General features: G+C 65.9%; 23 protein-coding genes and 1 riboswitch. Of the genes, 6 read left to right on the forward strand and 17 right to left on the reverse strand.

The genetic code is table 11. The annotated features are described in order from the left end of the window. Window positions 1-26 precede the first annotated feature (26 nt). From ACOQFP_RS21620 to dacB, 11 genes are all read right to left on the reverse strand, one after another. A complete protein-coding gene (locus ACOQFP_RS21620) occupies window positions 27-1,409 on the reverse strand; it encodes a DUF6779 domain-containing protein (RefSeq protein ID WP_421585484.1) in 1,383 nt (460 codons plus the stop codon). Window positions 1,410-1,499: 90 nt separating this feature from the next. Further along, window positions 1,500-1,973 carry a DUF3180 domain-containing protein gene (locus ACOQFP_RS21625; RefSeq protein WP_307830843.1) on the reverse strand — a complete coding sequence of 158 codons (474 nt, stop codon included), beginning with the start codon at window positions 1,971-1,973 and terminating at the stop codon, window positions 1,500-1,502. After that, window positions 1,967-2,512 (reverse strand): 2-amino-4-hydroxy-6-hydroxymethyldihydropteridine diphosphokinase, encoded by a 546-nt coding sequence (gene folK, locus ACOQFP_RS21630; RefSeq protein WP_206490742.1) that lies wholly within the window; start codon window positions 2,510-2,512, stop codon window positions 1,967-1,969. Before folK ends, ACOQFP_RS21625 begins: the two co-directional genes overlap by 7 nt. Beyond that, window positions 2,509-2,913, reverse strand: coding sequence for a dihydroneopterin aldolase (folB, locus tag ACOQFP_RS21635; protein ID WP_421585485.1), 405 nt, complete (start codon window positions 2,911-2,913; stop codon window positions 2,509-2,511). Before folB ends, folK begins: the two co-directional genes overlap by 4 nt. Next, window positions 2,910-3,758, reverse strand: coding sequence for a dihydropteroate synthase (gene folP / locus ACOQFP_RS21640; RefSeq protein WP_421585486.1), 849 nt, complete (start codon window positions 3,756-3,758; stop codon window positions 2,910-2,912). Before folP ends, folB begins: the two co-directional genes overlap by 4 nt. A gap of 19 nt (window positions 3,759-3,777) precedes the next feature. Next, window positions 3,778-4,365 carry a GTP cyclohydrolase I FolE gene (folE, locus tag ACOQFP_RS21645; protein WP_206491375.1) on the reverse strand — a complete coding sequence of 196 codons (588 nt, stop codon included), beginning with the start codon at window positions 4,363-4,365 and terminating at the stop codon, window positions 3,778-3,780. 218 nt (window positions 4,366-4,583) lie between these two features. Beyond that, window positions 4,584-7,487, reverse strand: coding sequence for an ATP-dependent zinc metalloprotease FtsH (gene ftsH / locus ACOQFP_RS21650; RefSeq protein WP_421585487.1), 2,904 nt, complete (start codon window positions 7,485-7,487; stop codon window positions 4,584-4,586). 383 nt (window positions 7,488-7,870) lie between these two features. Beyond that, window positions 7,871-8,422 carry a hypoxanthine phosphoribosyltransferase gene (gene hpt / locus ACOQFP_RS21655; RefSeq protein WP_206491377.1) on the reverse strand — a complete coding sequence of 184 codons (552 nt, stop codon included), beginning with the start codon at window positions 8,420-8,422 and terminating at the stop codon, window positions 7,871-7,873. A gap of 11 nt (window positions 8,423-8,433) precedes the next feature. Then, entirely contained in the window at window positions 8,434-9,438 is a 1,005-nt protein-coding gene (tilS, locus tag ACOQFP_RS21660; RefSeq protein ID WP_421585488.1) for a tRNA lysidine(34) synthetase TilS, read from the reverse strand. Further along, window positions 9,414-10,511: a zinc-dependent metalloprotease gene (locus ACOQFP_RS21665; protein WP_421585489.1), complete on the reverse strand. Its 1,098-nt coding sequence runs from the start codon at window positions 10,509-10,511 to the stop codon at window positions 9,414-9,416. The genes tilS and ACOQFP_RS21665 overlap by 25 nt, the downstream gene beginning before the upstream one ends. Next, the gene (dacB, locus tag ACOQFP_RS21670) at window positions 10,508-11,911 is read right to left on the reverse strand and encodes a D-alanyl-D-alanine carboxypeptidase/D-alanyl-D-alanine endopeptidase (RefSeq protein WP_206490746.1); all 1,404 of its coding nucleotides are present in this window, start codon (window positions 11,909-11,911) and stop codon (window positions 10,508-10,510) included. Before dacB ends, ACOQFP_RS21665 begins: the two co-directional genes overlap by 4 nt. Window positions 11,912-12,056: 145 nt before the next feature. Here dacB and ACOQFP_RS21675 point away from each other — a divergent pair, with 145 nt between their 5' ends. Beyond that, window positions 12,057-12,548, forward strand: a complete 492-nt coding sequence (locus tag ACOQFP_RS21675) for an inorganic diphosphatase (RefSeq protein WP_206490747.1) — start codon at window positions 12,057-12,059, stop codon at window positions 12,546-12,548. Window positions 12,549-12,609: 61 nt separating this feature from the next. Continuing rightward, a complete protein-coding gene (locus ACOQFP_RS21680; RefSeq protein ID WP_206490748.1) occupies window positions 12,610-13,068 on the forward strand; it encodes a PAS domain-containing protein in 459 nt (152 codons plus the stop codon). Between the two features lie 45 nt (window positions 13,069-13,113). On the opposite strand, the gene ACOQFP_RS21685 is transcribed toward ACOQFP_RS21680, so the two are convergent. The 3 genes from ACOQFP_RS21685 to ACOQFP_RS21695 form a co-directional block, all read right to left on the reverse strand. Further along, window positions 13,114-14,190 (reverse strand): GGDEF domain-containing protein, encoded by a 1,077-nt coding sequence (locus tag ACOQFP_RS21685; RefSeq protein ID WP_206490749.1) that lies wholly within the window; start codon window positions 14,188-14,190, stop codon window positions 13,114-13,116. Window positions 14,191-14,276: 86 nt separating this feature from the next. Then, complete coding sequence (locus ACOQFP_RS21690) at window positions 14,277-14,735, reverse strand: MarR family transcriptional regulator (protein ID WP_341244604.1); 459 nt, start codon at window positions 14,733-14,735, stop codon at window positions 14,277-14,279. 1 nt (window position 14,736) lies between these two features. After that, the gene (locus ACOQFP_RS21695) at window positions 14,737-15,564 is read right to left on the reverse strand and encodes a crotonase/enoyl-CoA hydratase family protein (RefSeq protein WP_421585490.1); all 828 of its coding nucleotides are present in this window, start codon (window positions 15,562-15,564) and stop codon (window positions 14,737-14,739) included. Between the two features lie 120 nt (window positions 15,565-15,684). Here ACOQFP_RS21695 and ACOQFP_RS21700 point away from each other — a divergent pair, with 120 nt between their 5' ends. After that, on the forward strand, window positions 15,685-16,182 hold the full coding sequence (locus ACOQFP_RS21700) for a 2-oxo-4-hydroxy-4-carboxy-5-ureidoimidazoline decarboxylase (protein WP_421585491.1): 498 nt from the start codon (window positions 15,685-15,687) through the stop codon (window positions 16,180-16,182). Window positions 16,183-16,218: 36 nt separating this feature from the next. Here ACOQFP_RS21700 and ACOQFP_RS21705 read toward each other — a convergent pair whose 3' ends face one another. Next, window positions 16,219-16,443 (reverse strand): DUF6480 family protein, encoded by a 225-nt coding sequence (locus ACOQFP_RS21705; RefSeq protein WP_206490753.1) that lies wholly within the window; start codon window positions 16,441-16,443, stop codon window positions 16,219-16,221. 28 nt (window positions 16,444-16,471) lie between these two features. Then, on the reverse strand, window positions 16,472-17,116 hold the full coding sequence (locus ACOQFP_RS21710) for a TetR/AcrR family transcriptional regulator (RefSeq protein WP_206490754.1): 645 nt from the start codon (window positions 17,114-17,116) through the stop codon (window positions 16,472-16,474). A 46-nt stretch (window positions 17,117-17,162) separates the two neighbouring features. Between ACOQFP_RS21710 and ACOQFP_RS21715 the strand changes: the two genes are divergently transcribed. From ACOQFP_RS21715 to ACOQFP_RS21725, 3 genes are all read left to right on the forward strand, one after another. Beyond that, on the forward strand, window positions 17,163-18,167 hold the full coding sequence (locus tag ACOQFP_RS21715) for a hypothetical protein (RefSeq protein ID WP_421585492.1): 1,005 nt from the start codon (window positions 17,163-17,165) through the stop codon (window positions 18,165-18,167). A gap of 4 nt (window positions 18,168-18,171) precedes the next feature. After that, a complete protein-coding gene (alc, locus tag ACOQFP_RS21720; protein WP_206490756.1) occupies window positions 18,172-19,131 on the forward strand; it encodes an allantoicase in 960 nt (319 codons plus the stop codon). Window positions 19,132-19,229: 98 nt separating this feature from the next. Further along, window positions 19,230-19,703 carry a YbaK/EbsC family protein gene (locus ACOQFP_RS21725; protein WP_206490757.1) on the forward strand — a complete coding sequence of 158 codons (474 nt, stop codon included), beginning with the start codon at window positions 19,230-19,232 and terminating at the stop codon, window positions 19,701-19,703. Between the two features lie 24 nt (window positions 19,704-19,727). On the opposite strand, the gene ACOQFP_RS21730 is transcribed toward ACOQFP_RS21725, so the two are convergent. Next, window positions 19,728-21,083 carry an aminotransferase class V-fold PLP-dependent enzyme gene (locus ACOQFP_RS21730; protein ID WP_421585493.1) on the reverse strand — a complete coding sequence of 452 codons (1,356 nt, stop codon included), beginning with the start codon at window positions 21,081-21,083 and terminating at the stop codon, window positions 19,728-19,730. Window positions 21,084-21,133: 50 nt separating this feature from the next. Then, window positions 21,134-21,249, reverse strand: a riboswitch (SAM riboswitch). Window positions 21,250-21,304: the final 55 nt, after the last annotated feature.

Genomic DNA, 21,304 nt, shown 5'->3' on the forward strand with positions numbered 1-21,304 from the left:
CAGGGAAGTGAGGTGTGATCTGGTTCTCAGTCTGCGCGACGGCGGCGGCGACGCGTCCCCGAATCGAGGTTGGCCGCATCGGCCGCGTCCCCACCTTGCAGGCCCGCCATGATCTCGGCCACCGATCTTCCGTTCGAGTGCGCTCCGGTCGCGTCCTCTTCCGTCGACTCGGCACGGCGACGGCCCCGTCGCGAAGTCTTTGACGTGTCCTCGGCGGGTGTCTCGTAGTCGCGATCGGCAGCGAAGAACGCATCCGCCGAATCGCGAAGCGAGGCACGCGAGGAGGAGACACCGTCCCACTCGGCCGAGGTGGATCCGTATGCCGGTTCCGCCGAATAGTCGGTCGACGAAAATGCGGTGGAGGAATCAGCGGTCGAAAAATCAGCGGCGTAGTCGGCAGCCTCGTCGGCGGAGTCGGCCGCAGCTGTTGTCGCAGCTTCGTAGTCCGTCGCAGCTTCGTCGTCCGTCGCAGCTTCGTAGTCCGTCGCAGCTTCGTAGTCGGTACCAGCGTCGTAGTCGGTAGCTGTCTCGTGATCCGTCGCCGGTTCCGGCTCGGCGACCGGCGGACGCGTCTGATCGAAGTTGTATGCCGTGAAAGGCGAGCTGGGCGGAGTGACTCGTCCAGCTGGTCGTGGCGCACTGTCCGGGCGAGCCTGCGCAGCAGGCTGGGCGTAGGAATCGGCCTCGTCCGGCTCGGACTCCTCCGAGTACTCGGAGTACCGCTCCTGCGACTGCGATGCCGTCGACGCACCGGTGGCCTGCGGCATCTGATCCGGATCATCCGGGTACACCACCGAGGTTTCGGCCGTCACCGGTTCGTCGTACGGGGTTCCGACACCGCTCAGACCGGTGTCCGGACCCGAGGGACCGTTGCCGCTTCCACCCCCGGGGACGTACAGCCCGGACGGTGCTGGCTGATAACTGTCGTAACGGCGACCGCCGAGCTCCTGCATCCTCATCGCCTCGGCCCGCAAGGCGACGCGCTCAGTGGGCAAATTGCCGTCGAACAGCACCTGCAGGTTCTGGCGGAGCGCGGCCAGCTCATTGCGCAACGCGGCGACTTCGTCGATTTCCATCCGCGATTCGCTCCGCAGCCGAGCCTCGACATTCATCTCGTACTCGCGTCGCGCCGAAATCTCCCGAGCCAACTGCAACTCGTACACCGTCTGAAGGTCCTTGGCCTTCGTCTGGTCGGCGGCCGCCTCTCGGCGGTACTTCGTCATCGCGAAGGCACCGATCACCGCGGCCCACAGAGCCGACAGCACACCGACCCGCATCCATTGCACGCTCTCGGTGAACAGCAACAGCACGCTGGCGACGATCCCGAACACCACGAGCGCCGCGAGAAACAGCTGGCTCGCACTGCGCCTGTTACGGCGCCCCTTCTTTGCGCGAGTCTGATCGGTCATGTTCACAAGGGTAACTGGCAATTCGTTCGCAAATAGTCACCCCGGACCGATCGCTTACACAACCGAGGTAACAATCAAACAATCAATGCGTTACCGAGAATGTTCGTCGTCCCGGTCCTTGGGAGTCCGGCAGCACTGCTCCAGCCACACCGCAGCGGCGACGACAGCCAGCCCGGCGACCAGTGCCACGATCGCTCCGGGCCGATCGGAGGACGCTGCACGCACCGTCGCCGCGCGCGGAAGCACATACGCCAAGAACCCGCTGCACACTCCGACGACACCGGTCCCCACCAGCAACGATGCCTTCGCCAGCACCAATGCCCTGTACACCGTCACCGGATGCAGATCATGCAGACCGGTACCCACCCGACGCTCGGCGATGCGATTGCGCACGATCACCGCGGTCACCACTTCCACCACCGCAACCAGATACAACGACGCCCCGGCATACACCGGAATCGGCGGAAACGAACCGTAGAAAACCCGAACCAGTAGCCAGGTTCCGACCGAAGCAACAAGGAAAAGGCCCATTACGTCCCAGACCTTGGTGGGATTGGTCACCACGACCGTTCACCTGCGCCTCCGTGTCGCCCATCCAGTCGTTCCGACAGGCTCCACTCCTGCTTCACGACTCCGGCCCGCTCCTGCGCACTCAGTCGCCCCAGCAACTCGATCACGGGCACATCGCGGTCGCCGACGCGCAAGCTCGCATCCGGTTCGATGTCCAACCACGGCATCAGCACGAACGCCCGCTCGTGCGCGCGGGGATGCGGAAGGATCAGCTGCGGGTCCGCGCTGATCACGTCGTCGCACACCACCACATCCACGTCGAGGCTTCGCGGACCCCAGCGCTGCACGCGGACGCGGTCCGCTGCCTCCTCCAACCGTTGCCCCAGCCGCAACCAATCCCAGGCGTCGCAGGCGTCGTCTTGCACCACGAGGACCGCATTGAGGAAGTCCTGCTGCTCCACCCCGCCCCAGGGAGCGGATCGGTAGACGGGCGAACAGGCCGTCGCCCTGGAGCCCAGTTCATTAGTCACAGAACGCAAGTGCCCCAGAGAGTCACCGATGTTGCTGCCGATCGACAGCACGGCCCGGGTCACGGCCGTTCCCGGTAGGCCACCACTGCCACGTCTGCGAACGACAGCGGGATGGGAGCCGACGGCTTGTGCAGCACCACCTCCACCCCCTCGACGCGGGAGTCGTACGCCAACACGACCTCGGCGATCTCGGCGGAGACCGTCTCGATCAGGTCTCTGGACGGGCCGGAGACAACGGCGGCGGCATGCTCGGCGAGTTCCCCGTAGTGCAGCGTTGCGGTCAGATCATCGGACTCGGCCGCGGGGCGCAGATCCATCCAGACGGTGATGTCGACAACGAAGTCCTGGCCGTCTCGCTTCTCGAAGTCGAACACTCCGTGATTGCCGCGCACGGTCAGGCCACGCAGTTCTATGCGGTCGCCGCGACGCGTACCGGTGCCGCTACGGACGCTGATCTCACTCATGCCCGATCACCCTGCCATGCCCCGACGACGGCGACCGCGTCGAGTGAAGCCTGGACCTCGTGCACTCGCACACCCCACGCTCCGCCGGCCAACGCCAGCGCCGACACCACGGCCGTGGCGATCTCGCGTCCGTCCGGTGGGCGCGGCGTACCGTCGGCCTCGGCGAGCAACGATCCGAGAAAGCGTTTACGAGAGGCACCGACGAGAACCGGGAAACCTGCCGCCACCAGGTTCGGCAAGCCGCGGAGCAGTTGCCAGTTGTGGTGGGCGTTCTTGGCAAACCCGAGACCGGGGTCGAGCACGATCCGCGATGCGTCGACACCCGCCTCGACCGCATGGTCCACCTGTTCGAGAAGTTCGCGCCGTACGTCTTCGACCACGTCGTCGTATCGATCGGCGGATCCGGCATGTCGGTACTCGGGTCCGGCGGCGCGCCAGTGCATCAGAATCCACGGCAACCCGCCGTCGGCGACCACCCCTGCCATGGCCGAATCGGCGCGGCCACCCGAGACGTCGTTCACTATCGACACCCCGGCCTCGATTGCGGCCGCGGCCACCGAGGCGCGCATCGTGTCGACGCTCGTGACGACGCCTTCGGCGGCCAGTGCCGTGATCACGGGCACCACCCGCTCGGCCTCGACGGCCGGGTCGATCCGGTCGGCACCGGGGCGGGTGGATTCACCACCGACATCGACGACGCCGACACCGCGACGATGCATCGCCAATCCGTGCTCGACGGCGGAATCGACGTCGAGGTACCTACCACCATCGGAGAACGAATCGGCGGTGACGTTCAGAACGCCCATGACGACGGGTGCCGGGGGAATACTCCGCGCAGAAATCATCGAGAATCGGCCGGCTCGGTCATTTCCGCAGAATCAGGTCCAGTGCTTCCGAGCGCGACGCCGCGCTGGACTGCAACAGACCGCGCACGGCCGAGGTGGTGGTGCTGGCACCGGGCTTGCGGATGCCGCGCATCGCCATGCACAGGTGCTCGGCCTCGATCACCACGATCGCCCCGCGCGGGTCCAGTTTGCGCATCAACGCGTCGGCGATCTGGCTGGTCAACCGCTCCTGCACCTGTGGACGCTTGGCGTACATGTCCACTACGCGCGCCAGCTTCGACAATCCGGTGACCTTACCGCTCTTGCCTGGGATGTATCCGACGTGAGCGACGCCGTGAAACGACACCAGGTGGTGTTCACAGGTGGAGAACATCGGAATGTCGCGAACGAGAACGAGTTCTTGATGTCCCTCGTCGAACGTCGTGTTCAGCGCCGTGTCCGGGTCGGTGTAGAGACCGGCGAATATCTCGCGGTAGGAGCGCGCGACCCGAGCCGGGGTGTCCAGCAGGCCAGGACGATCGGGATCCTCCCCGACTGCGATCAGTAACTCCCGCACCGCTGCCTCGGCGCGAGGTTGATCGAAAGCGGATCCGGTGGCAAAGGCCACCGTCTGTTGTTCGACTACCGGGACTTGTGCCGAGTCCGTTGTCGACTCGACGGTCCGATTGACTGACACGTGAACGTCCCTCCGGTTGGGCTCCGCGAATGTGACAGCTGGGCCTGCTGCTTCGGTCCCGATTGGACCGAAACCTCGACTCAGCGCACGGTTCGAACGGCGTACTGGGCCGACCGTGACGAGTCGACCCAGTAAGCCTAATGATCAGGTCAGCGGTAAGAACCGCCCGGCCCTTCCCAACGTTGCGTCTGGGGACCTTCGTTGCCGTGTTCCTCGGATCCCTCTCCGCCCCGGGAATCCTCGGACGGGGTGTCATCGGACCGCTCGTCGCCGGGCAGGGGGTAGTTCTGCGAGGGGTTCGGAACCTCCCACGTCGGAGTCGACGGTTCACGTGCTGCTCCGTCGTCCCCGTGCTCGGCGTACGGCGGCGCGTGCCGAGATGTCCGTCCCTGATCGCGGGTATCCGGTCGGAACGGATCCGGCTGATACTGCGGGGGCTGGTACGACGGCTGCGGGTTGCCGGGCGGCTGGTACGCCTGCGGTGGCCGATACGTCGGATCCTGCCCGTGTTGCGGCTGTCCCTGTGTCGGATGTCCCTGTGGCGGCTCGTATCGATTCTCGTCCGATTCGGACGGATCACGCCTCGGCGGCCCCTGGGGCGGCGTGCTCGGCCCCTGGTAGCGAGGCACCGATGGCTGATCGCGCGGCGGCCAGCCCGGAGCAGACCATCCGGCCGGGGCGCCGTAGTCCGGCCGCGAACCGGTGCTGGGCCCCGATCGAGGATCTGGTCGGCGGTATCCCTCGGAATATCCACCGCCGTTCGGAGCGCCGCCGTTGGGTGCACCGCCGTTGGGAGCACCGCCGTTGGGAGCACCGCCGTTGAACGGCTCGCCGTAACCACCGACGGGGCCACCGCGGCGACCGGCACCGGTATTGGGTGCGCCACCGGCAGCACCGTTCGGCGGACCTCCATTGGGGGGTGCACCGTTCGTCGGGCCACCGTTCGTGGGGGCACCGTTCGTCGGGGCACCGTTGGTCTGGTTACCCGGGGGCGGTGCGCCGTTGTATCCGTTGCTTCCGTTCGGGTAGCCACCCTTGCTCAGCTGCGGCGATCCGGAGTAGCTCGGCTGCGGAATCTGTTGCGGCGGAAGCTGCTTCGGGGCCGGAGGCACCGGGGGCCACGGCTCGCCGCGCTCGGCGGCGAGTTCACGAGGAGTCTTGACCGGAGGCTTGTCCGAGGGCTTGCGGTCACCGAAGTCGTTGAACAGGGTGATGCGCGGCCGCTTGGTCACGCTGTGGAAGATCTTCTCGAGATCCTTGCGCGTGAGTGTCTCTCGTTCGAGCAGCTCGGATGCAAGGGTGTCGAGTAGGTCGCGGTACTCGTTGAGGATTGCCCACGCCTCGGTGTGCGCAGCCTCGATCAGCTTGCGCACCTCCTCGTCGATCTCACGGGCGACCTCGTGCGAGAAGTCGGATTGCTGGCCCATCGAACGGCCGAGGAACGGGTCGCCCTGTTCCTGCCCGTACCGGACGGCTCCGAGCTTGCTGCTCATGCCGTATTCGGTGACCATCGCGCGGGCGATCTTGGTCGCCTGGTCGATGTCCGAGGACGCTCCGGTAGTCGGCTCGTGGAAGACGAGCTCCTCTGCCGCGCGCCCACCCATGGCCATGACCAGTCGAGCGATCATCTCCGACCGGGTCATCAGGCCCTTGTCGTCCTCGGGCACGGTCATCGCGTGGCCACCCGTGCGGCCGCGAGCGAGGATGGTGACCTTGTAGACGGGCTCGATGTCCGGCATCGCCCACGCGGCGAGAGTGTGCCCGCCCTCGTGGTACGCAGTGATCTTGCGCTCGTGCTCGCTGATGATGCGGCTCTTGCGGCGCGGGCCACCGACGACGCGGTCCACGGATTCCTCGAGCGAGGCCTCGGTGATGACCGTGCCGTTCTCGCGCGCGGTGAGCAAGGCTGCTTCGTTGATGACGTTGGCCAGGTCGGCTCCGGACATTCCGACGGTTCGCTTGGCGAGACCTTCGAGGTCTGCGTCCTGAGCGACGGGCTTGCCCGCCGCGTGCACCTTCAGGATCGCCCGACGGCCGGCCAGGTCGGGAGCGCCGACCGGGATCTGACGGTCGAAACGGCCGGGACGGAGCAGGGCCGGGTCGAGAATGTCGGGGCGGTTGGTGGCGGCGATGAGGATGACGCCGGTGCGCTCACCGAAGCCGTCCATTTCGACGAGCAACTGATTCAGTGTCTGCTCGCGCTCGTCGTGACCGCCGCCCATACCTGCGCCGCGCTGCCGTCCGACGGCATCGATCTCGTCGACGAAGATGATGCAGGGGCTGTTCTGTTTGGCCTGCTCGAAGAGATCGCGTACGCGTGATGCACCCACACCGACGAACATCTCGACGAAGTCCGAGCCCGAGATGGTGAAGAACGGAACCCCGGCCTCGCCTGCGACGGCGCGCGCCAGTAGCGTCTTGCCGGTTCCCGGAGGCCCGTACAGCAGCACGCCGCGCGGAATTTTCGCTCCCAGCGCCTGGTACCGCGACGGGTTCTGCAGGAAGTCCTTGATTTCGTAGAGCTCCTCGACGGCCTCGTCCGCGCCTGCGACGTCGGCGAAGGTGGTCTTGGGCATGTCCTTCGTCAACTGCTTGGCCTTGGACTTGCCGAAGCCCATGACGCCACCGCGGCCGCCGCCCTGCATACGGCTCATCACGAAGATGATCACGCCGAGGATCAACACCATCGGAAGGATCAGCAGCAGGAACGAGCTGAACCAGCTTTCCTGGGAGACGGTGGTGTTGTAGCTGGTCAACCCCTGGGAGTCGACCTTGTCGAATATCTGCTCGGACGCCGAGGCCGGGTACTTCGCGATGATCTTGGTCTGATTGTCGGTGGCGTCGGACGCCTCTTTGAGGGTCAGCCGGATCTGCTGCTCGCGATCGTCGATCTGCGCGGACTCGACGTTGCGGTCGTCGAGCTGGGCGATCGCCACCGAGGTGTCGACCGTCTTCCAGTCCCGCGTGTCGTTACCGAAGTAACTGAAGGCATAGATCACCAACAGAATGCCGAAAACGATGGCAAGATTTCGTATTACTGTCTTCCGATTCATACAGCTTCAGCCGACTCGGCCGTGTCCTTTCAGTCCGCTCCCGCGCGCTGGCTGCTCCCTGCCCGCCGGATGCTCCAGGCTACCGCGAGACCCGGACATCGGACTCGCTCATACCTGGCACTCTGCGTCCACGCACCTGTCGGCGTCGACGCTTCTTCCCCTCCAACGACCGCACTCCCCCTGCAGTTCCCCACCTTCTGGGGCACCCTATCCGCATCCGATGGACCATTGCACACGTCTGAGCGCGTCAGTGGTCCATTCACGCACCGCGTCAGTGGTCCACTGCACACACGTCCGAGCGCGTCAGTGGACCATTGCACACGTCTGGGCGCGTCAGTGGTCCATTCACGCGAACCGGGTACCCCGACGAAGCCCAACCGAACTCAGCTGTAGACCTTGGGGTCCAGCAGGCCGATGTACGGCAGATCCCGGTAGCGCTCGTTGTAGTCCAGGCCGTATCCCACGACGAAATCGTTGGGGATGTCGAAGCCCACGTTCGCTACCTCGACGTCGACCTTGATGGCTTCGGGCTTGCGCAGCAACGTCACCACCGCCAACGACGCGGGCGATCGGGTTGCGAGGTTGCGCTTGAGCCAGCTCAACGTCAGACCGGAATCGATGATGTCCTCGACGATCAGCACGTGGCGTCCAGTGATGTCCCGATCGAGATCCTTGAGGATGCGAACGACCCCGGAGGACGACGTGGACGAGCCGTACGAGCTGACCGCCATGAACTCGAGCTGCGCCGGGATGGGCAGGGCCCTGGCGAAGTCGGTCATGAACATGATCGCGCCCTTGAGCACACCGACCAGCAGCAGGTCGCCTTCGGGTGAACCCTCGGGGTATCGCAGGGCGATCTCGTCTGCCAGTTCCTGGGTGCGCGTTTTGATTTGTTCCTCGGAAATGAGAACCGATTCGATGTCGCCCTCGTACACGGGGTTTCCCTTCATTCGTTCTCCAGGCCGACGCTCAGCCTGCCATGCCGACGCGTGCACACCAACCTCGCCTCGGGCGTTCCCCCAGGCAGCGCAACTCCGCCCTGCCCGGTCCACCGTTCGACGAGGGCATCGACCGCGCGGAGCTGCCGGTCGGTCAGCGATCTCACACCCCGGCCGAGCAGCCAGCGCCGCAGTACTCGGCGACGAACGGCCGGCTCGACCGGCTCGATCGCCGCGATCTCGATCTCGGCCGCATCCGCATCGACGACGGACTCGGCAATCGCATCGAGCACCAGGCCGTCCTCGCGCAACTGCTCGGCGGTGCGCGCGAGCGCGGCGGCGACGCCGCCTCCCAGTACGTCCTCGAGCAGAGGCAGCACCTCGTGACGCAACCGCACCCGCGTGAAGTCGGTGTCGGTGTTGTGCGGATCCTCGAACGGTCGAACCCCCAGTTCGACGCAGGCAGCCCGAGTTACCGAGCGCTCGACGCCCAGCAGTGGCCGACCCCACGGGGCGTCGAATGCCGCCATCCCGGCGATCGACCGCGGCCCCGATCCGCGCCCCAAGCCCAGTAGGACCGTCTCGGCCTGGTCGTCGAGGGTGTGCGCCACCAGGACCGAGGCGTCACCACGTGCGGCGTTCAGCGCCTCGTACCGTGCTCGTCGTGCGGCGGCTTCCATTCCACCGGAACCGGACACCTGCACCTGCAGAACCCGTGCCTGCACCGCTCCGAACTTCACGGCGTGGGCCGCTGCGGCGGAGGCGACCTCCGCCGAGCCGGGCTGAAGGCCGTGATCGACGATCAATGCACGCACGTTCGGTGCCTCGGCCACGGTCGCCGCCGTCAGGGCCAGCGAATCGGCACCACCGGACAACGCGACGGCGACGGGCCCGGGATGGGCCGCCGACCAGGCCCGCACCGCATGCCGAATCTCGAGTAGGGCGCGCCCTTCCGGTAACAGGGCAGACGGCGCGGGCCGGTGCACTGCTATCCCAGGACCCGGGCGATCCACGCGTCCGGGGCCTCTATCTCCGACAGCAACGGCAGGGTGTCGGGATCGGTCCACACGGTGTTGAAGCGTTCCATCCCCACCGCGCCGACGACGTGGTCGACGAATGCCTTGCCGCGCACGTACTGCGCCATCTTCGCGTCCATGCCGAGCAGTGCGCGGACGACGCGTTGCAGCGGACCGACCTTGCGTCGACGACGCTGGTCGAACGCACTGCGAATGTGGGCGACGGTCGGCACGACGGCGGGTCCGACGGCATCCATCACGTGGTCGGCGTGCCCTTCGAGCAGGGTGCCCAACACCAGGAGTCGGTCTATGGCGTCGCGCTGCGGCTGCGGTTGGGTGGCGCGCAGCAGGCCGACGATGCCTGCATCCTCGGACTTCGACACCCCGCCCGGATGTCGGCGGGCCTTCAGTGCACCGGTCAGCCGATCGGCGAGGTCGGTGAGGGGCTCGTCGGCACCGTCGGAGAGCACCCCGACGTTCTCCCGCATGTAGCCACCCAGCCACGGAGCGGAGGAGAACTGCACTCGGTGCGTCACCTCGTGCAGGCACACCCACAGCCGAAAATCGCTCGGCGACACCCGAAGTGCCCGCTCGACGGCAATCACGTTCGGCGCGACCAGGAGCAATGTTCCGTGTTCCCCGGTGAACGGGTCGTACTGCCCCAGGATGGCACCGGACAAGAACGCCAACATCGCTCCGGCCTGCAGCCCGGCGGGCTTTCCGGCGAGTAACCCGGATGGCGACTCGTCGTCGCCTGTCAGATGCTGCATCGACGACGCGGCCGCGGTGATCCAGCCTGCACGGTCGACCACCTGGGCGTCGGGCACGGGCAGTCCGTCGGCCAGTCCGGTCGTATCGCGGACCGGCCCCTCGGCTCGAATCGATGCGGCGGCAAGCTCTTCCACGGCCGCCTGCGCGGTGTAGCGGGAGGTGGCCGGGCCCTTGCGGGCCAGCTTGATTCCGGTCTTGGCGGCGACGGACCAGTCGACTGCGCCCGCGAATCCGGATGCGCCTTCGCTTTCCCCGGTGTGTGGGGCTTTTTCGCTGTTCGCTTGCGTTCCGCTGTTCACTGGCAACCACACGATCTCAAGGTCGATGCCACGGCATCGAGGGCGGGACGACTGGCCTCGGGCGGCCGATCGTTCGACATCAGCGCGAACGTCAGGATTCGACCGTCGACATCTACGACGTAACCTGCGAGAGCACTTGCAGTGGAGAGGGTTCCAGTCTTGGCCCGCACCCATCCTGCACCGGTGCGGTCCCCCGAGGCGTATCGATCCGACAGCGTTCCGGTGGCTCCGGCAACGGGCAGGTAGTCGAGCATGGGACGTAGCGACGGCTGCTCGCTCCCGGCGGCGGAGGTGAGCACCTGGTCGAGCAGCCGCGCCGGAATCTTCCCGTCCACCGACAATCCGCTGGCATCGTGCAGGGTCAGGCCGGCCATGTCGAATCCGGCGGAGTACAGGGTCTGTCCGATGGATGCGACCGCGCCGGAGAAGCTTGCGCTCGTGTTCATCTCGATCGCGAGCTCACGCCCGACCGCCTCGGCGAGGACGTTGTCGGAACGATAGATCATCTGCTGCAATCGGTTTCGGAGCGGGGCGGACTGCACGGAGGCGATTTGATCGGCGCCCTCGGCGGCCGTGCCGGTCGTCACTGCTGCCGGGTCGACGCCCAGTCCCGCGGCCAGGGCACGGCCCGCATCCAGGGCCGGGGTGGTGCTGCGCGGCGACTCGTCGACCAGTGGTTGTGATCTTCCGCCGTCGAGCATGATCGGTTCGATCGGGGTGATCGAGCCGGCTCCGATGTCGGCGGGGAACCAGCCTTCGGCCATGGTGTCGCCGGAGTAGATCGAGGTGTCGACGGTGATGCTGCGCACGGTGGTTCCGCTGCGACGGATCTGCTCCACCAGGTCGTCGATCCGCGCGGCACCCGGGTAGAACCCGTCGGTCCCCACCGGCTGCGCGGTAAGCGTGGGATCACCGCCTGCGATCAGCACGATGTTTCCCTCGCCGGTGCCCTGAACCACGCGGGTGGTGACCCGGTGGTCCGGCGGAAGCGCCAGCATCGCTGCCGCCGCGGTGAGCACCTTGGTGGTCGATGCGGGGGTCATCGGTGTATCGGGGTTCTGCGACCACAGGACCTGCCCGGACTGCGCATCGGCGACGGTTCCGGTGAACGTGCCGAGATCGGGGTTGTCGATCACCCGGGCCAGTGCGTTCGCCAGACCCGCGGAGGTGGGTGCAGGCGCGGAGCTGGGGAACGGGGTGATCTCCGGGTTCGGCAACACCGTCTCCGGTGGCGGTGCGATCGTGATCTCGGCACCGTCGGACACCGACGGAAGTACCAGCGCTGCTGTCGTTGCGGCGAGGATCGCCACGAACACGGCACACAGCGTCAGTACCAGCCGCTTCTTCCTGCGCCGTCGTCCCGCTGTGGGACCGAGGAACCGCCGTGTCAGCCCCGCCACCGTTCCTCCGTAACTGCCCTTGTCTTACCCGAGATCGTTCTGTCAACAGTATCCTCGGGTCCGGTAGCCTTTGCGCCGCCACCATCGACACACATACCGCAACTACTCGAGCCCACGGGCTCGACGAAGACAGTGAGGACTGCACGTGCCGTTCGACGTCACCATCGAGATCCCCAAGGGGCAGCGCAACAAGTACGAGGTCGACCACGTCACCGGACGTGTTCGCCTCGACCGCTACCTTTACACCGCGATGGCGTACCCAGCCGATTACGGCTACATCGAGAACACGCTCGGCGAGGACGGCGATCCGCTGGACGCACTGGTGCTGTTGCCCGAGTCCGTCTTTCCCGGCGTCATCGTCGAGGCGCGCCCGGTTGCCATGTTCAAGATGGTCGACGAGGCCGGTGGCGACGACAAGGTGCTGTGCGTTCCTGCAGGCGACACCCGCTGGGATCACATTCAGGATCTGAGCGACGTGTCGACCTTCGAGCTCGATGCGATCAAGCATTTCTTCGTCCATTACAAGGATCTCGAACCCAACAAGCACGTCACCGGGGCAGACTGGGTGGGACGTGCCGAGGCCGAGGCCGAAATCGCTGCGTCGATCAAGCGTTTGACGGACAATCCGGGTCACTGATCGTTTCGGTACCGCACCTCGTCTCGGCCGTGAGCCGGCGACATACAGTTTGGGGAGACCTATGACCGACAGCAGTTCCAACGGCACCGCCGGTGATCGGCGGAATCTCGAATCGAGGCCGATCTCGGACCCGACGCAGTTTCCCGATCTGCCGGTGACGGTCGTCCTCGACCGTATTCCCGTGCCGATCCTCGCTGTCGACCCCACCGGCGCAATCGTGTTCGCGAACGAGGCCTTCGACGATCTGTTCGGTCTCGACCGCACCGAACGTGAAGATTTCCACCTGCACGACATCTTTCCCGATCGGGCTCCGGAGGGCGTCAACGTCGCCGACATGTTTCTCACGACGGTGGCCACCCGCGCCGATTCTCTGTGGCGGATGACCGACAAGACCGGTGACATCGTTCAGGTGCGCGCCAGCAAGTCGATCCTGCGTCGTACCGAGGACACCATCGTGCTCGTCGCGCTCGAGGACTTCACCGATCAGTTGTGGAACGACCCCAAGAGCGCGCTGCGCTGATCGTTCCTCCCCGGACGAGGTACCTGGACGGTGTGCGTCGGCGAGTCACTCGCCGGCGTACACCGTCGTTTTGTTTCCACCCGCATGCTTCGACTCGTACATCGCGGTGTCCGCGTCGAGCAGAACGTTGTGCAGCAGATCCGAGGTGCTCCCGAACTCTGCAGCAGTGGACCAACGGTTGCCCGCGATCAGCGCCACTCCGACACTGCCGGTGACCGGCACCTCGTCGAGCGGATCGTGGATTGCCTCGCGGATCTCGTCGGCGCAACGACGCACCGTGGTGTCGGCGACCGACAGCGCGATGGTGAACTCCTCGCCTCCGGTGCGGGCTACGCACGGCCGCCCACCCGCGGCAGCAGTGAGTCTGCGGGCCGTACGCCGCAGCACGTGATCGCCGACCGCATGTCCGTATGTGTCGTTGACCAGCTTGAATCGGTCGAGGTCGACCACCATCAACGCCACCGAGCCCTCCGCGTCGGGAGTGGCCATCATGCGCTGGAACCGCAATTCCAGGCCGCGCCGGTTGAGCAGGCCCGTCAACGAATCGGTGTTGGCGAGATCGAGTTGACGCCGAATGACTGCACGGAACGCCAGCACGGAGTTGACCACCAGAACCGTCACCAGTACCCGCGCGAGGATCGAGGCGGGATCGTCCGGCTTCTCGACCAGGGCCAGCAGTGCGAGGACCACGATGACGGCGTTGACGAACGCAGTGTGAAACTTGAGCAAGTTCCGTCGCGAGAAGTACGCGATATAGGTGCCGATCACCGCGAACAGGGCCGCCCCGTTGAGGGCCAGGTGCCGGTCTCCGAAAGACAGCAGCATCGCCGAGACGCCCATGTCGGCGTACACCACGAACCATCCGGGCATGTGGGAGACGTCCACGGAACGCAACCACCACCACGCTCCTACGGGGATGGTCGAGAGCAACACCACCACGCAGACGGCCGTTGCTGTCACTCCGACCGGACCGTCGGAGGACAGCATCACGATCACCCCGATCAGACCGAACGAGGGCACCAGCAGCGCAATGCCCCGCGCCACCCGGCGTTCGAGCCAGACCGAACTCGTATGTGATCCAGCGTCGAACGACAGTGGCGACGCACCGCGACCGGTTGGCACTGCACCCCCTCCATCCGTGCTGAATCGACGAGCGCCCTCGCATGGCTGCCGATCACCCCGACGATCGACCACCGGGTGCTCAGACGTTACCGGGGCTGCGGTCCGGCGGGTCCCGGCCCGATGGTTTCGTAATCGGTCAAGAATCGATCCAACAGCGCAACCAATGATGCCCGGTCGTCGAGCTCCCATCCTCCGATCACCCTGCCCAGAGTGTCGGTCCGACGCTGCTGAATCGCCGCGGCCACTTCCCGACCGGACTGCGTCACCGCGAGAACGAAGGCTCGCCCGTCCCGCTCGTCGGGCAGACGCTCGACGTGCCCTCGTTCCACGAGCTGAGCGACCTGGCGACTGACTGTCGATGGATCCGAGTTCACCATTGCCGCAAGTTCACTCGACCGCATCGGACCGTCACGCAACAGCCGGAACAAGCATACGTACGCGGCACCGTCGACGCCGCCCGAGGACGAGATCTGCGCAATGTTGCGCTCCCGGATGCGTTGCAGTCGAACCAGTTGTGTGCCCAGCTCCTCGGCGAACTCGACCATGTCAGCTACCGGTGAACTGAGCAGGCCGCTTCTCGAATACCGAGGTGACCGCCTCGGTGAGATCGTGAGAGGCGAGGAAGGCTGCGTTCCAGGCCGCGACGAAGCGCAGGGAGTCGTCGACGCCTGCAGATCGGGAGTGGTCCAGAACGGTCTTGATGCCCTGCACCACCAACGGGGGATTCGCGGCAATGGCTGCCGCGCACTCGCGGGCGGCGGCGAGTGTGGCCTCATGGTCTTCGAACACGTCGTTGACCAGACCGATCTTCTCGGCGCGAGCTGCGTCGATGTCCTTACCGGTCAGCGCGAGTTCACGCATGTGGCCGTCACCGATGATCGCGGGGAGTCTGGCCATCGATCCCATGTCGGCGACGATCGCGACCCGCACCTCACGCACACTGAACTTCGCGTCTGCACTGGCGTACCGCACGTCGGCTGCGGTGATGAGGTCGACACCACCACCGATGCACCAACCCTGAACGGCCGCGACAACGGGCTTGCGGCAATCCGCGACCGCGTTGACGGCTTTCTGCATCGTCTTGATGGTGTCGTGAAACGTGGTCCGCGGGCCGGCCAACGCCTGGTCCGCCATGAGCGGACCGAATGTTCCTGCCATCGCAGCGAGGTCGAGTCCGTACGTGAAGTTCTTGCCGGAGCCGGCGAGCACGACCGCCCGAACCTCGGGATCGACGTCCAACTGCGCGAACAGCTCCGTGCTCTCACTCCAGAAGTCGGGGCCCATGGCGTTGCCTTTGCCCGGTCCGAGAAGGGTCACTTGCGCAATGTGGTCTGCGATCTCGACCGAGAAGGCTTTCCAAGTACGTTCCGTCATACTTGGCAAGCCTAGCGGGGTCGCTGCGGATTCCCGCACGGCATGTTACGGCGCGTAACATCTGGACTAAGACCCTGCTCAGCTCTGGTATGCGATGCAGATCCGGCCCATCATCGAAGCATGCTGATGCATCAGGGACTCGGCCTCGACACCTTCAACGACCTGCCGCGTCGCAAAGCGGTGCACGCACTGTACGAGTGCTGTTGCTCGGTGACCTGGGCGTCACGCGTGGCCGAGAAGAGACGGTATCGCTCTCGCGCCGAACTGTTCTCCGTGGCAGCTGCAGAACTGAACGAGCTGTCCGAGAACGACGTGGATTCGCTGGCGTCGACGCTGCCGGAGCCGAGCAAAGTGTGCACGGTGATGGACTTCGACACGCGCGAGGCGTTGGGAACAGCAGCACGTGCGTACGAGCAGCGGTTCGGCTACGCCTACGTGGCGAGCCTGTTGTTCGCCCCCGAGTCCTTGGAGCCGCGCGAGATCCTGGTCGATCTCGGCCACCGTCTCGACAACGACGACCCCACCGAGCGCAGCGTCATGCTCGGCGAGCTGGCGAAGATCAACAACATTCGTTTGGAACGGTTGCTGGGACCCGAGGGCGGATGGCCTCGGTACTGAGACGCCATCCAACTCGCTCGGGCTGCGCTGTCCGAGTCAGCCGAACAAACCGACCACACGACCGATCAGCCCACCGGCAATCAGGATCGCCAACAATGCTACGACGCAGATCACGATGACCGGCATGAGGCGGCTTCGCTGCGGCGGTTCGTGATTCGGGCCACCCGCCGCAGTTTCGGCCGGCGGGGTGTCTCCTGGAGTGACCCCGCCTCCCTGTTCGAGGCCCGCGGTGTCGTTCGGATCCGGATTCTGAGCGTTCATCTCTAGCGTTTACCCGGTGCGATGTAGCTCAATCGAGATGTGCCCTGGCTATCGCTCCGGCGAACAATTCGGATATCGCATCGGCGATGGTTGCCTCGTCGATTCCCTCCGGATCCACCGAATGTTCGACGGCCAATCCGGAGATCAATGCCACCAGGGACGTCGCGAGGCGTCGGGCATCGAACTTCTCGCCGACGCCCCAGTCCTCTGCCCGCTCGGCGATGAGACGTTCGAGTTCACCTCGCAAGGCGCGACGGTCGGCGCGGTAGCGATCGGCGACGGCGGGATCACGTCCGGCCAGGATTCCGAATTCGACGGTCAGCAGCGGCCAGCGCGGTTCGGCGACCACCCAGGCAGCGATTTCACCGCCGCCTGCTCCGGCTGCCGCGGTGGGGTCCAGATCCGAGATGTGCGCCAGCACGCGGGCGGCGAGGTCGAGTGAGCGCATGGCCAACAGCTCGGCGAACAGTGCTTGTTTGGATTCGAAATTGGAGTAGACGGCTCCCTTGGTGAAGCCGGCACGATCGGCTATGTCGGTCAGTTTGGCTGCGACATAACCATGTTCGGTGAATTCTTCCGCGGCGGCTGCGAGGAGCCGGACTCGGACATCCGTGCGCTGGGGACGGCGTTGCGGCTGTGTCGGCTCCCACTTTTCTTGCTCGACGGCATTCACGATACCTAGAGTATTCAATACCTCGGGTATCGACAAGGAGTCGTCCATGCGCAAGATGTCACTGCTCGCCGTCGCGGTTCTGGTACTGCAGCTCGGCTTCATCCTCAGCTACGTTTCGGCGTTTCATCAGCCGACACCTCATGCCATCCCGATAGCGGTGGTCACCGAAGCCGGTCTTCCCGACGGCCTCGACCAGCAGACCGCAGATCGGCTCGACGCCCTCGCGGGCACCCCACTCGATGCGCGTACTGCCGTCGACACGGCCGAGGTGCGCTCCCTGCTGCGCAATCGGGACATTCTCGGTGCATACGTCGTCGGCGCGAACGGAACGGACACCCTCATCACCGCCAGTGCCGCGGGCAGCTCTGTGGCAAGCGCACTGCAGTCGATCTTCACCGAGGTCGACGCCGCCCAGGGCCGCCAGTTCGTGGTTCGCGACGAGATTCCGGTCGGTGCGCACGACAATCGAGGACTGACCGGCTTCTATCTGTCGGTGGGCTGGGTGGTCGGTGGCTACCTCCTGGCGGCCGCATTCGGGCTGCTGATCGAAGCCCCGAGGTCACGCCTCGAAACCTGCATGCACGTCGGCATTCTCGCGGCGTACTCTCTCGCCTCCGGCGTACTCGGAGCCTTCATCACCACCGGAGTTCTGAACACCTTTGCCGGGCATTGGTTTCCACTCACACTGTTGGGCACCGGCGTGGTCTTCGCGACCGGACTTCTCACCATGGGACTGCGCGCACTGATCGGCATCGCTGCTGTTCCCGCCGCGATCGTTCTGTTCGTCGTTCTGGGAAACCCCAGTGCTGGAGGCGCTTTCGGGACCGACGTGCTCCCCTCGTTCTACGCGTCGATCGGGCGATGGATCACCCCGGGCATCGGCACCGAGGGCGTGCGCAGCATCGTGTACTTCTCGGGCACAGGGGTGGGGCAGCCCGCTCTCGGTTTGGCGCTCTACATCTCGGTCGGTGCGCTACTGGTGATCGCGGCGGCTCTGCGTCGACGGTCCGCGCACACCCAGGTCGCTGCGCCCGCAGCCAGTAAAGTGTGATTCCATGACCGCCACCTTCCCGCTGCCACTGCCAGATCTCGCCGTCCGCACCCTCGGAGGCGCAGTCGTGTGGGCAAACGACGAGACATTCGCGGAGAAGGAGAATCTGGTCAGCCCGGGCAAAGCCGACTATTCGACGGCGACGTTCGGGCACAAGGGCCAGATCTACGACGGCTGGGAGACGCGACGACGACGCGAGGCCGGATACGACGAGGCCATCGTCCGTCTCGGCGCACCCGGCGTCGTGTCCGCGATCGTCGTCGACACCTCGTGGTTCACCGGAAACTATCCGCCGGAGATCTCCGTCGAGGCTGCCGAGGTGGACGGCTTTCCGTCCACCGACGAGCTGCGCACACAGACCGAATGGACCACCATCGTTTCCCGCAGCCCGGTCGACGGCGACAGTGAGAACAGGTTCCAGGTCGCCTCCGATGCACGGTGGACGCATGTGAAGCTGTCGATCTACCCGGACGGCGGAGTGGCGCGCCTGCGGGTACTCGGCCGGGGCACACCCGACCCGAAGTTCCTCGCGGCCGGTCCGGTGGACCTGGCTGCGCTCGAAAACGGCGCTTACGTCTCGGCGTGCTCCAACATGTTCTACAGCTCCCCCAACAATCTGCTCTTTCCCGGACCTCCACGGTCGATGGGTGAGGGCTGGGAGACCTCGCGCAGACGCAACGATGCGAACGACTGGGTTCAGGTCCAGCTGGCAGGAACCGGGTTGATCCGCCTCGCCGAGCTCGACACCACCTGCTTCCTCGGCAACGCTCCGGGCTCCGCATCGCTGCGCGGACGTCTGGGAGACGGTGAGTGGATCGAGCTGTTGCCGCGCACGAGGCTGCAGCCCGACACCCGGCATCGCTTCGTCCTCGACCACGAGGCCCCGGTGTCGGAGGTCCGGATGGACATCTACCCGGACGGCGGCATGGCGCGATTGAGACTGTTCGGGGATTTGCAGGAGTGAAGCCTGCGGAACGACCCTGATGACAGAGTGAAGCCTGCGGAACGACCCTGATCTGCAAGCCTCCTGCGTAAACGCTCGCGGGGCAATAGGGTTGGAGAATGTCCCGGCTACTTCATCCGAATGCAGCCCATGTCGCCGACACGCTGATTTCGCGCGGCCATCACGGTGTGGTGGTGAACAGCCCGGAGGGCACCCACACCGCTGCCGATGCCGCTGCGGCGCTGGGTGTCGATGTGGGCGCGATAGTCAAGTCGATGGTGTTCCTGTTGGGCGACGAGCCGGTGCTCCTGCTGGTGTCGGGTGCGCACAACGTTCATCTCGACCACACGGGTGCGCGTCTCGGCGGCACGTTGCGGCGCGCAGATCTCGAGACGGCGAAGCACGCCACCGGGCAGCCGATCGGCGGAATCGCCCCGGTCGGTCATCCGACCAATCTCGAGACTTTCATCGACCAGGATCTGGCCGACTACACAGAGATTTGGGCCGCCGCTGGGCATCCCAACACGATCTTCCGGTCGACGTTCACCGAGTTGCTGCGGATCACCGCCGGTTTGGCCATCGACGTCCGATGACCCGCTAGGGCGTGCGGGGACGCGTCAGCCTGCCGTCACGTCACGCTGATCGTCTGCGGGAGTGGCGCACGGGGATCCCACCCCGGCGGTCCCGTCGACCAGGTCGGGAAACGGCCGAGGGTCGGGCACCGGATTCCACCAGCCGGAGTCCTCGGTGTAGTTCCACTTCGGTCCGCACTCCACGAGAGCGGCCACGGCGTCGACCAGTCGGGTCACATCGGCCGAGGAACTACCGAGCCCGATGCTGGCTCGAACGGCTCCTGCCGGGTGCCCCAGCCTCGCGAGCAGCGGATGTGCGCAGAATTGTCCGTCTCGAACGCCGATGCCGTGCTCGGCGGACAGGTACGCAGCCACCTCGCCGGGGTCGCGTCCGGCCACGGTGAACGTGACGATGCCGACGCACTCGGGGGCGTCGGCCCACACGTGCAGCTGCTCGACGCCGCGCAGAGCTGCCAGCCCTTCGCGCAGCTGGGCCGACAGTTCCTCCTCGTGGGTTTGCGCTGCGGCGTCGTCGAATCCGGCGATGGTCTCGCAGGCCGCGGCGAGTGCGGCGACACCCAGTACGTTGGGGGTTCCCGCCTCGTGTCGCTGCGGCGCCGGAGCCCACTCGGTGTTGTCGACGCTCACCCGGCGCACCGCGCCGCCGCCGGCCAGGTACGGCTCGCCGAGGTCGAGCCAATCACGCTGTCCCACCAGCACTCCCGCGCCGAACGGGGCGTACAGCTTGTGCCCGGAGAACGCGAGGTAGTCCACGCCGAGTGCCGCGATGTCGATGCGTCGGTGCGGCAACAGTTGAGCACCGTCCACCACGATGCGGGCGCCGTGCCGGTGCGCCAGTGCTGCGAGTTCGGCGATGGGCAGAACTTCGCCGGTGACATTCGAGGCACCCGTGATCGCCAGCAGCGCAGCCGGTTTCGCAGCCAGTTCGGCCTCGAGCCGGTCGATCGTCTCGGCCAATGTCGACGCTGCCGTCACCACGCGACGATCACGCCACGGAAGCAGATTCGCGTGATGTTCGATATCGAGCACCACGGTGTCGCCGGGTACACATCCAGCAAGCAGGTTGAGCGAGTCGGTGGTGTTCCGGGTGAACGCCACCACCGAATCTGTCTGTGCACCAACAAAATCGGCGACCGTCACCCGCGCCTTCTCGTAGGCCGCCGTCGATACCCGCGAGGCGTAACCTGCACCGCGGTGCACGCTCGAGTAGAACGGCAGCAGGTCCGCGATTCGGTCCGTCACCGCCGCCAGCGCCGGTGCACTGGCGGCGTAGTCGAAGTTGGCGTACGTGCACGTACCGCCCTGTACCAGGGGCACCTGCAGATCCGTGCCCGAAACAGGGGCAAAAGGAGTGCAGGGTCGAGAAAGTACAGACGTCATGGCAACACCCTCACGTTCGAGGGACCCGCAACCGGAGCAATGGGTGAACGAGTCCGCGCTTGCCGCGCCGGTTCTCCGGCCACAGCCTGGTCGTCACCCGGAGCACCCCACCGCGGAGGAGGGTTGCCGACCAGCTAGCCGGGGCTCGATGCTGGTACTCGTGACCGTGGGGAAAACCCTCGCAAACGTCCAGCAGTTTTGTCAAGCCCGGCCCCGCGGTT

The organism is Rhodococcus sp. MALMAid1271 (assembly GCF_049195265.1).
Classification (GTDB): domain Bacteria; phylum Actinomycetota; class Actinomycetes; order Mycobacteriales; family Mycobacteriaceae; genus Rhodococcoides.

Excerpts from the sequence above, each read along its gene's own strand:
- ACOQFP_RS21690 (WP_341244604.1), bottom strand. The coding sequence starts at position 14,735 with ATGGTCGAGTTCGCCGAGGAGCTGGGCACACAACTGGTTCGACTGCAA.
- ACOQFP_RS21725 (WP_206490757.1), top strand. The coding sequence starts at position 19,230 with ATGTCCCGGCTACTTCATCCGAATGCAGCCCATGTCGCCGACACGCTG.
- ACOQFP_RS21715 (WP_421585492.1), top strand. The coding sequence starts at position 17,163 with ATGCGCAAGATGTCACTGCTCGCCGTCGCGGTTCTGGTACTGCAGCTC.
- ACOQFP_RS21730 (WP_421585493.1), bottom strand. The coding sequence starts at position 21,083 with ATGACGTCTGTACTTTCTCGACCCTGCACTCCTTTTGCCCCTGTTTCG.
- folB (WP_421585485.1), bottom strand. The coding sequence starts at position 2,913 with ATGAGTGAGATCAGCGTCCGTAGCGGCACCGGTACGCGTCGCGGCGAC.
- ACOQFP_RS21620 (WP_421585484.1), bottom strand. The coding sequence starts at position 1,409 with ATGACCGATCAGACTCGCGCAAAGAAGGGGCGCCGTAACAGGCGCAGT.
- ACOQFP_RS21680 (WP_206490748.1), top strand. The coding sequence starts at position 12,610 with ATGACCGACAGCAGTTCCAACGGCACCGCCGGTGATCGGCGGAATCTC.
- ACOQFP_RS21705 (WP_206490753.1), bottom strand. The coding sequence starts at position 16,443 with ATGAACGCTCAGAATCCGGATCCGAACGACACCGCGGGCCTCGAACAG.
- ftsH (WP_421585487.1), bottom strand. The coding sequence starts at position 7,487 with ATGAATCGGAAGACAGTAATACGAAATCTTGCCATCGTTTTCGGCATT.
- ACOQFP_RS21700 (WP_421585491.1), top strand. The coding sequence starts at position 15,685 with ATGCTGATGCATCAGGGACTCGGCCTCGACACCTTCAACGACCTGCCG.
- folP (WP_421585486.1), bottom strand. The coding sequence starts at position 3,758 with ATGATTTCTGCGCGGAGTATTCCCCCGGCACCCGTCGTCATGGGCGTT.
- alc (WP_206490756.1), top strand. The coding sequence starts at position 18,172 with ATGACCGCCACCTTCCCGCTGCCACTGCCAGATCTCGCCGTCCGCACC.
- ACOQFP_RS21695 (WP_421585490.1), bottom strand. The coding sequence starts at position 15,564 with ATGACGGAACGTACTTGGAAAGCCTTCTCGGTCGAGATCGCAGACCAC.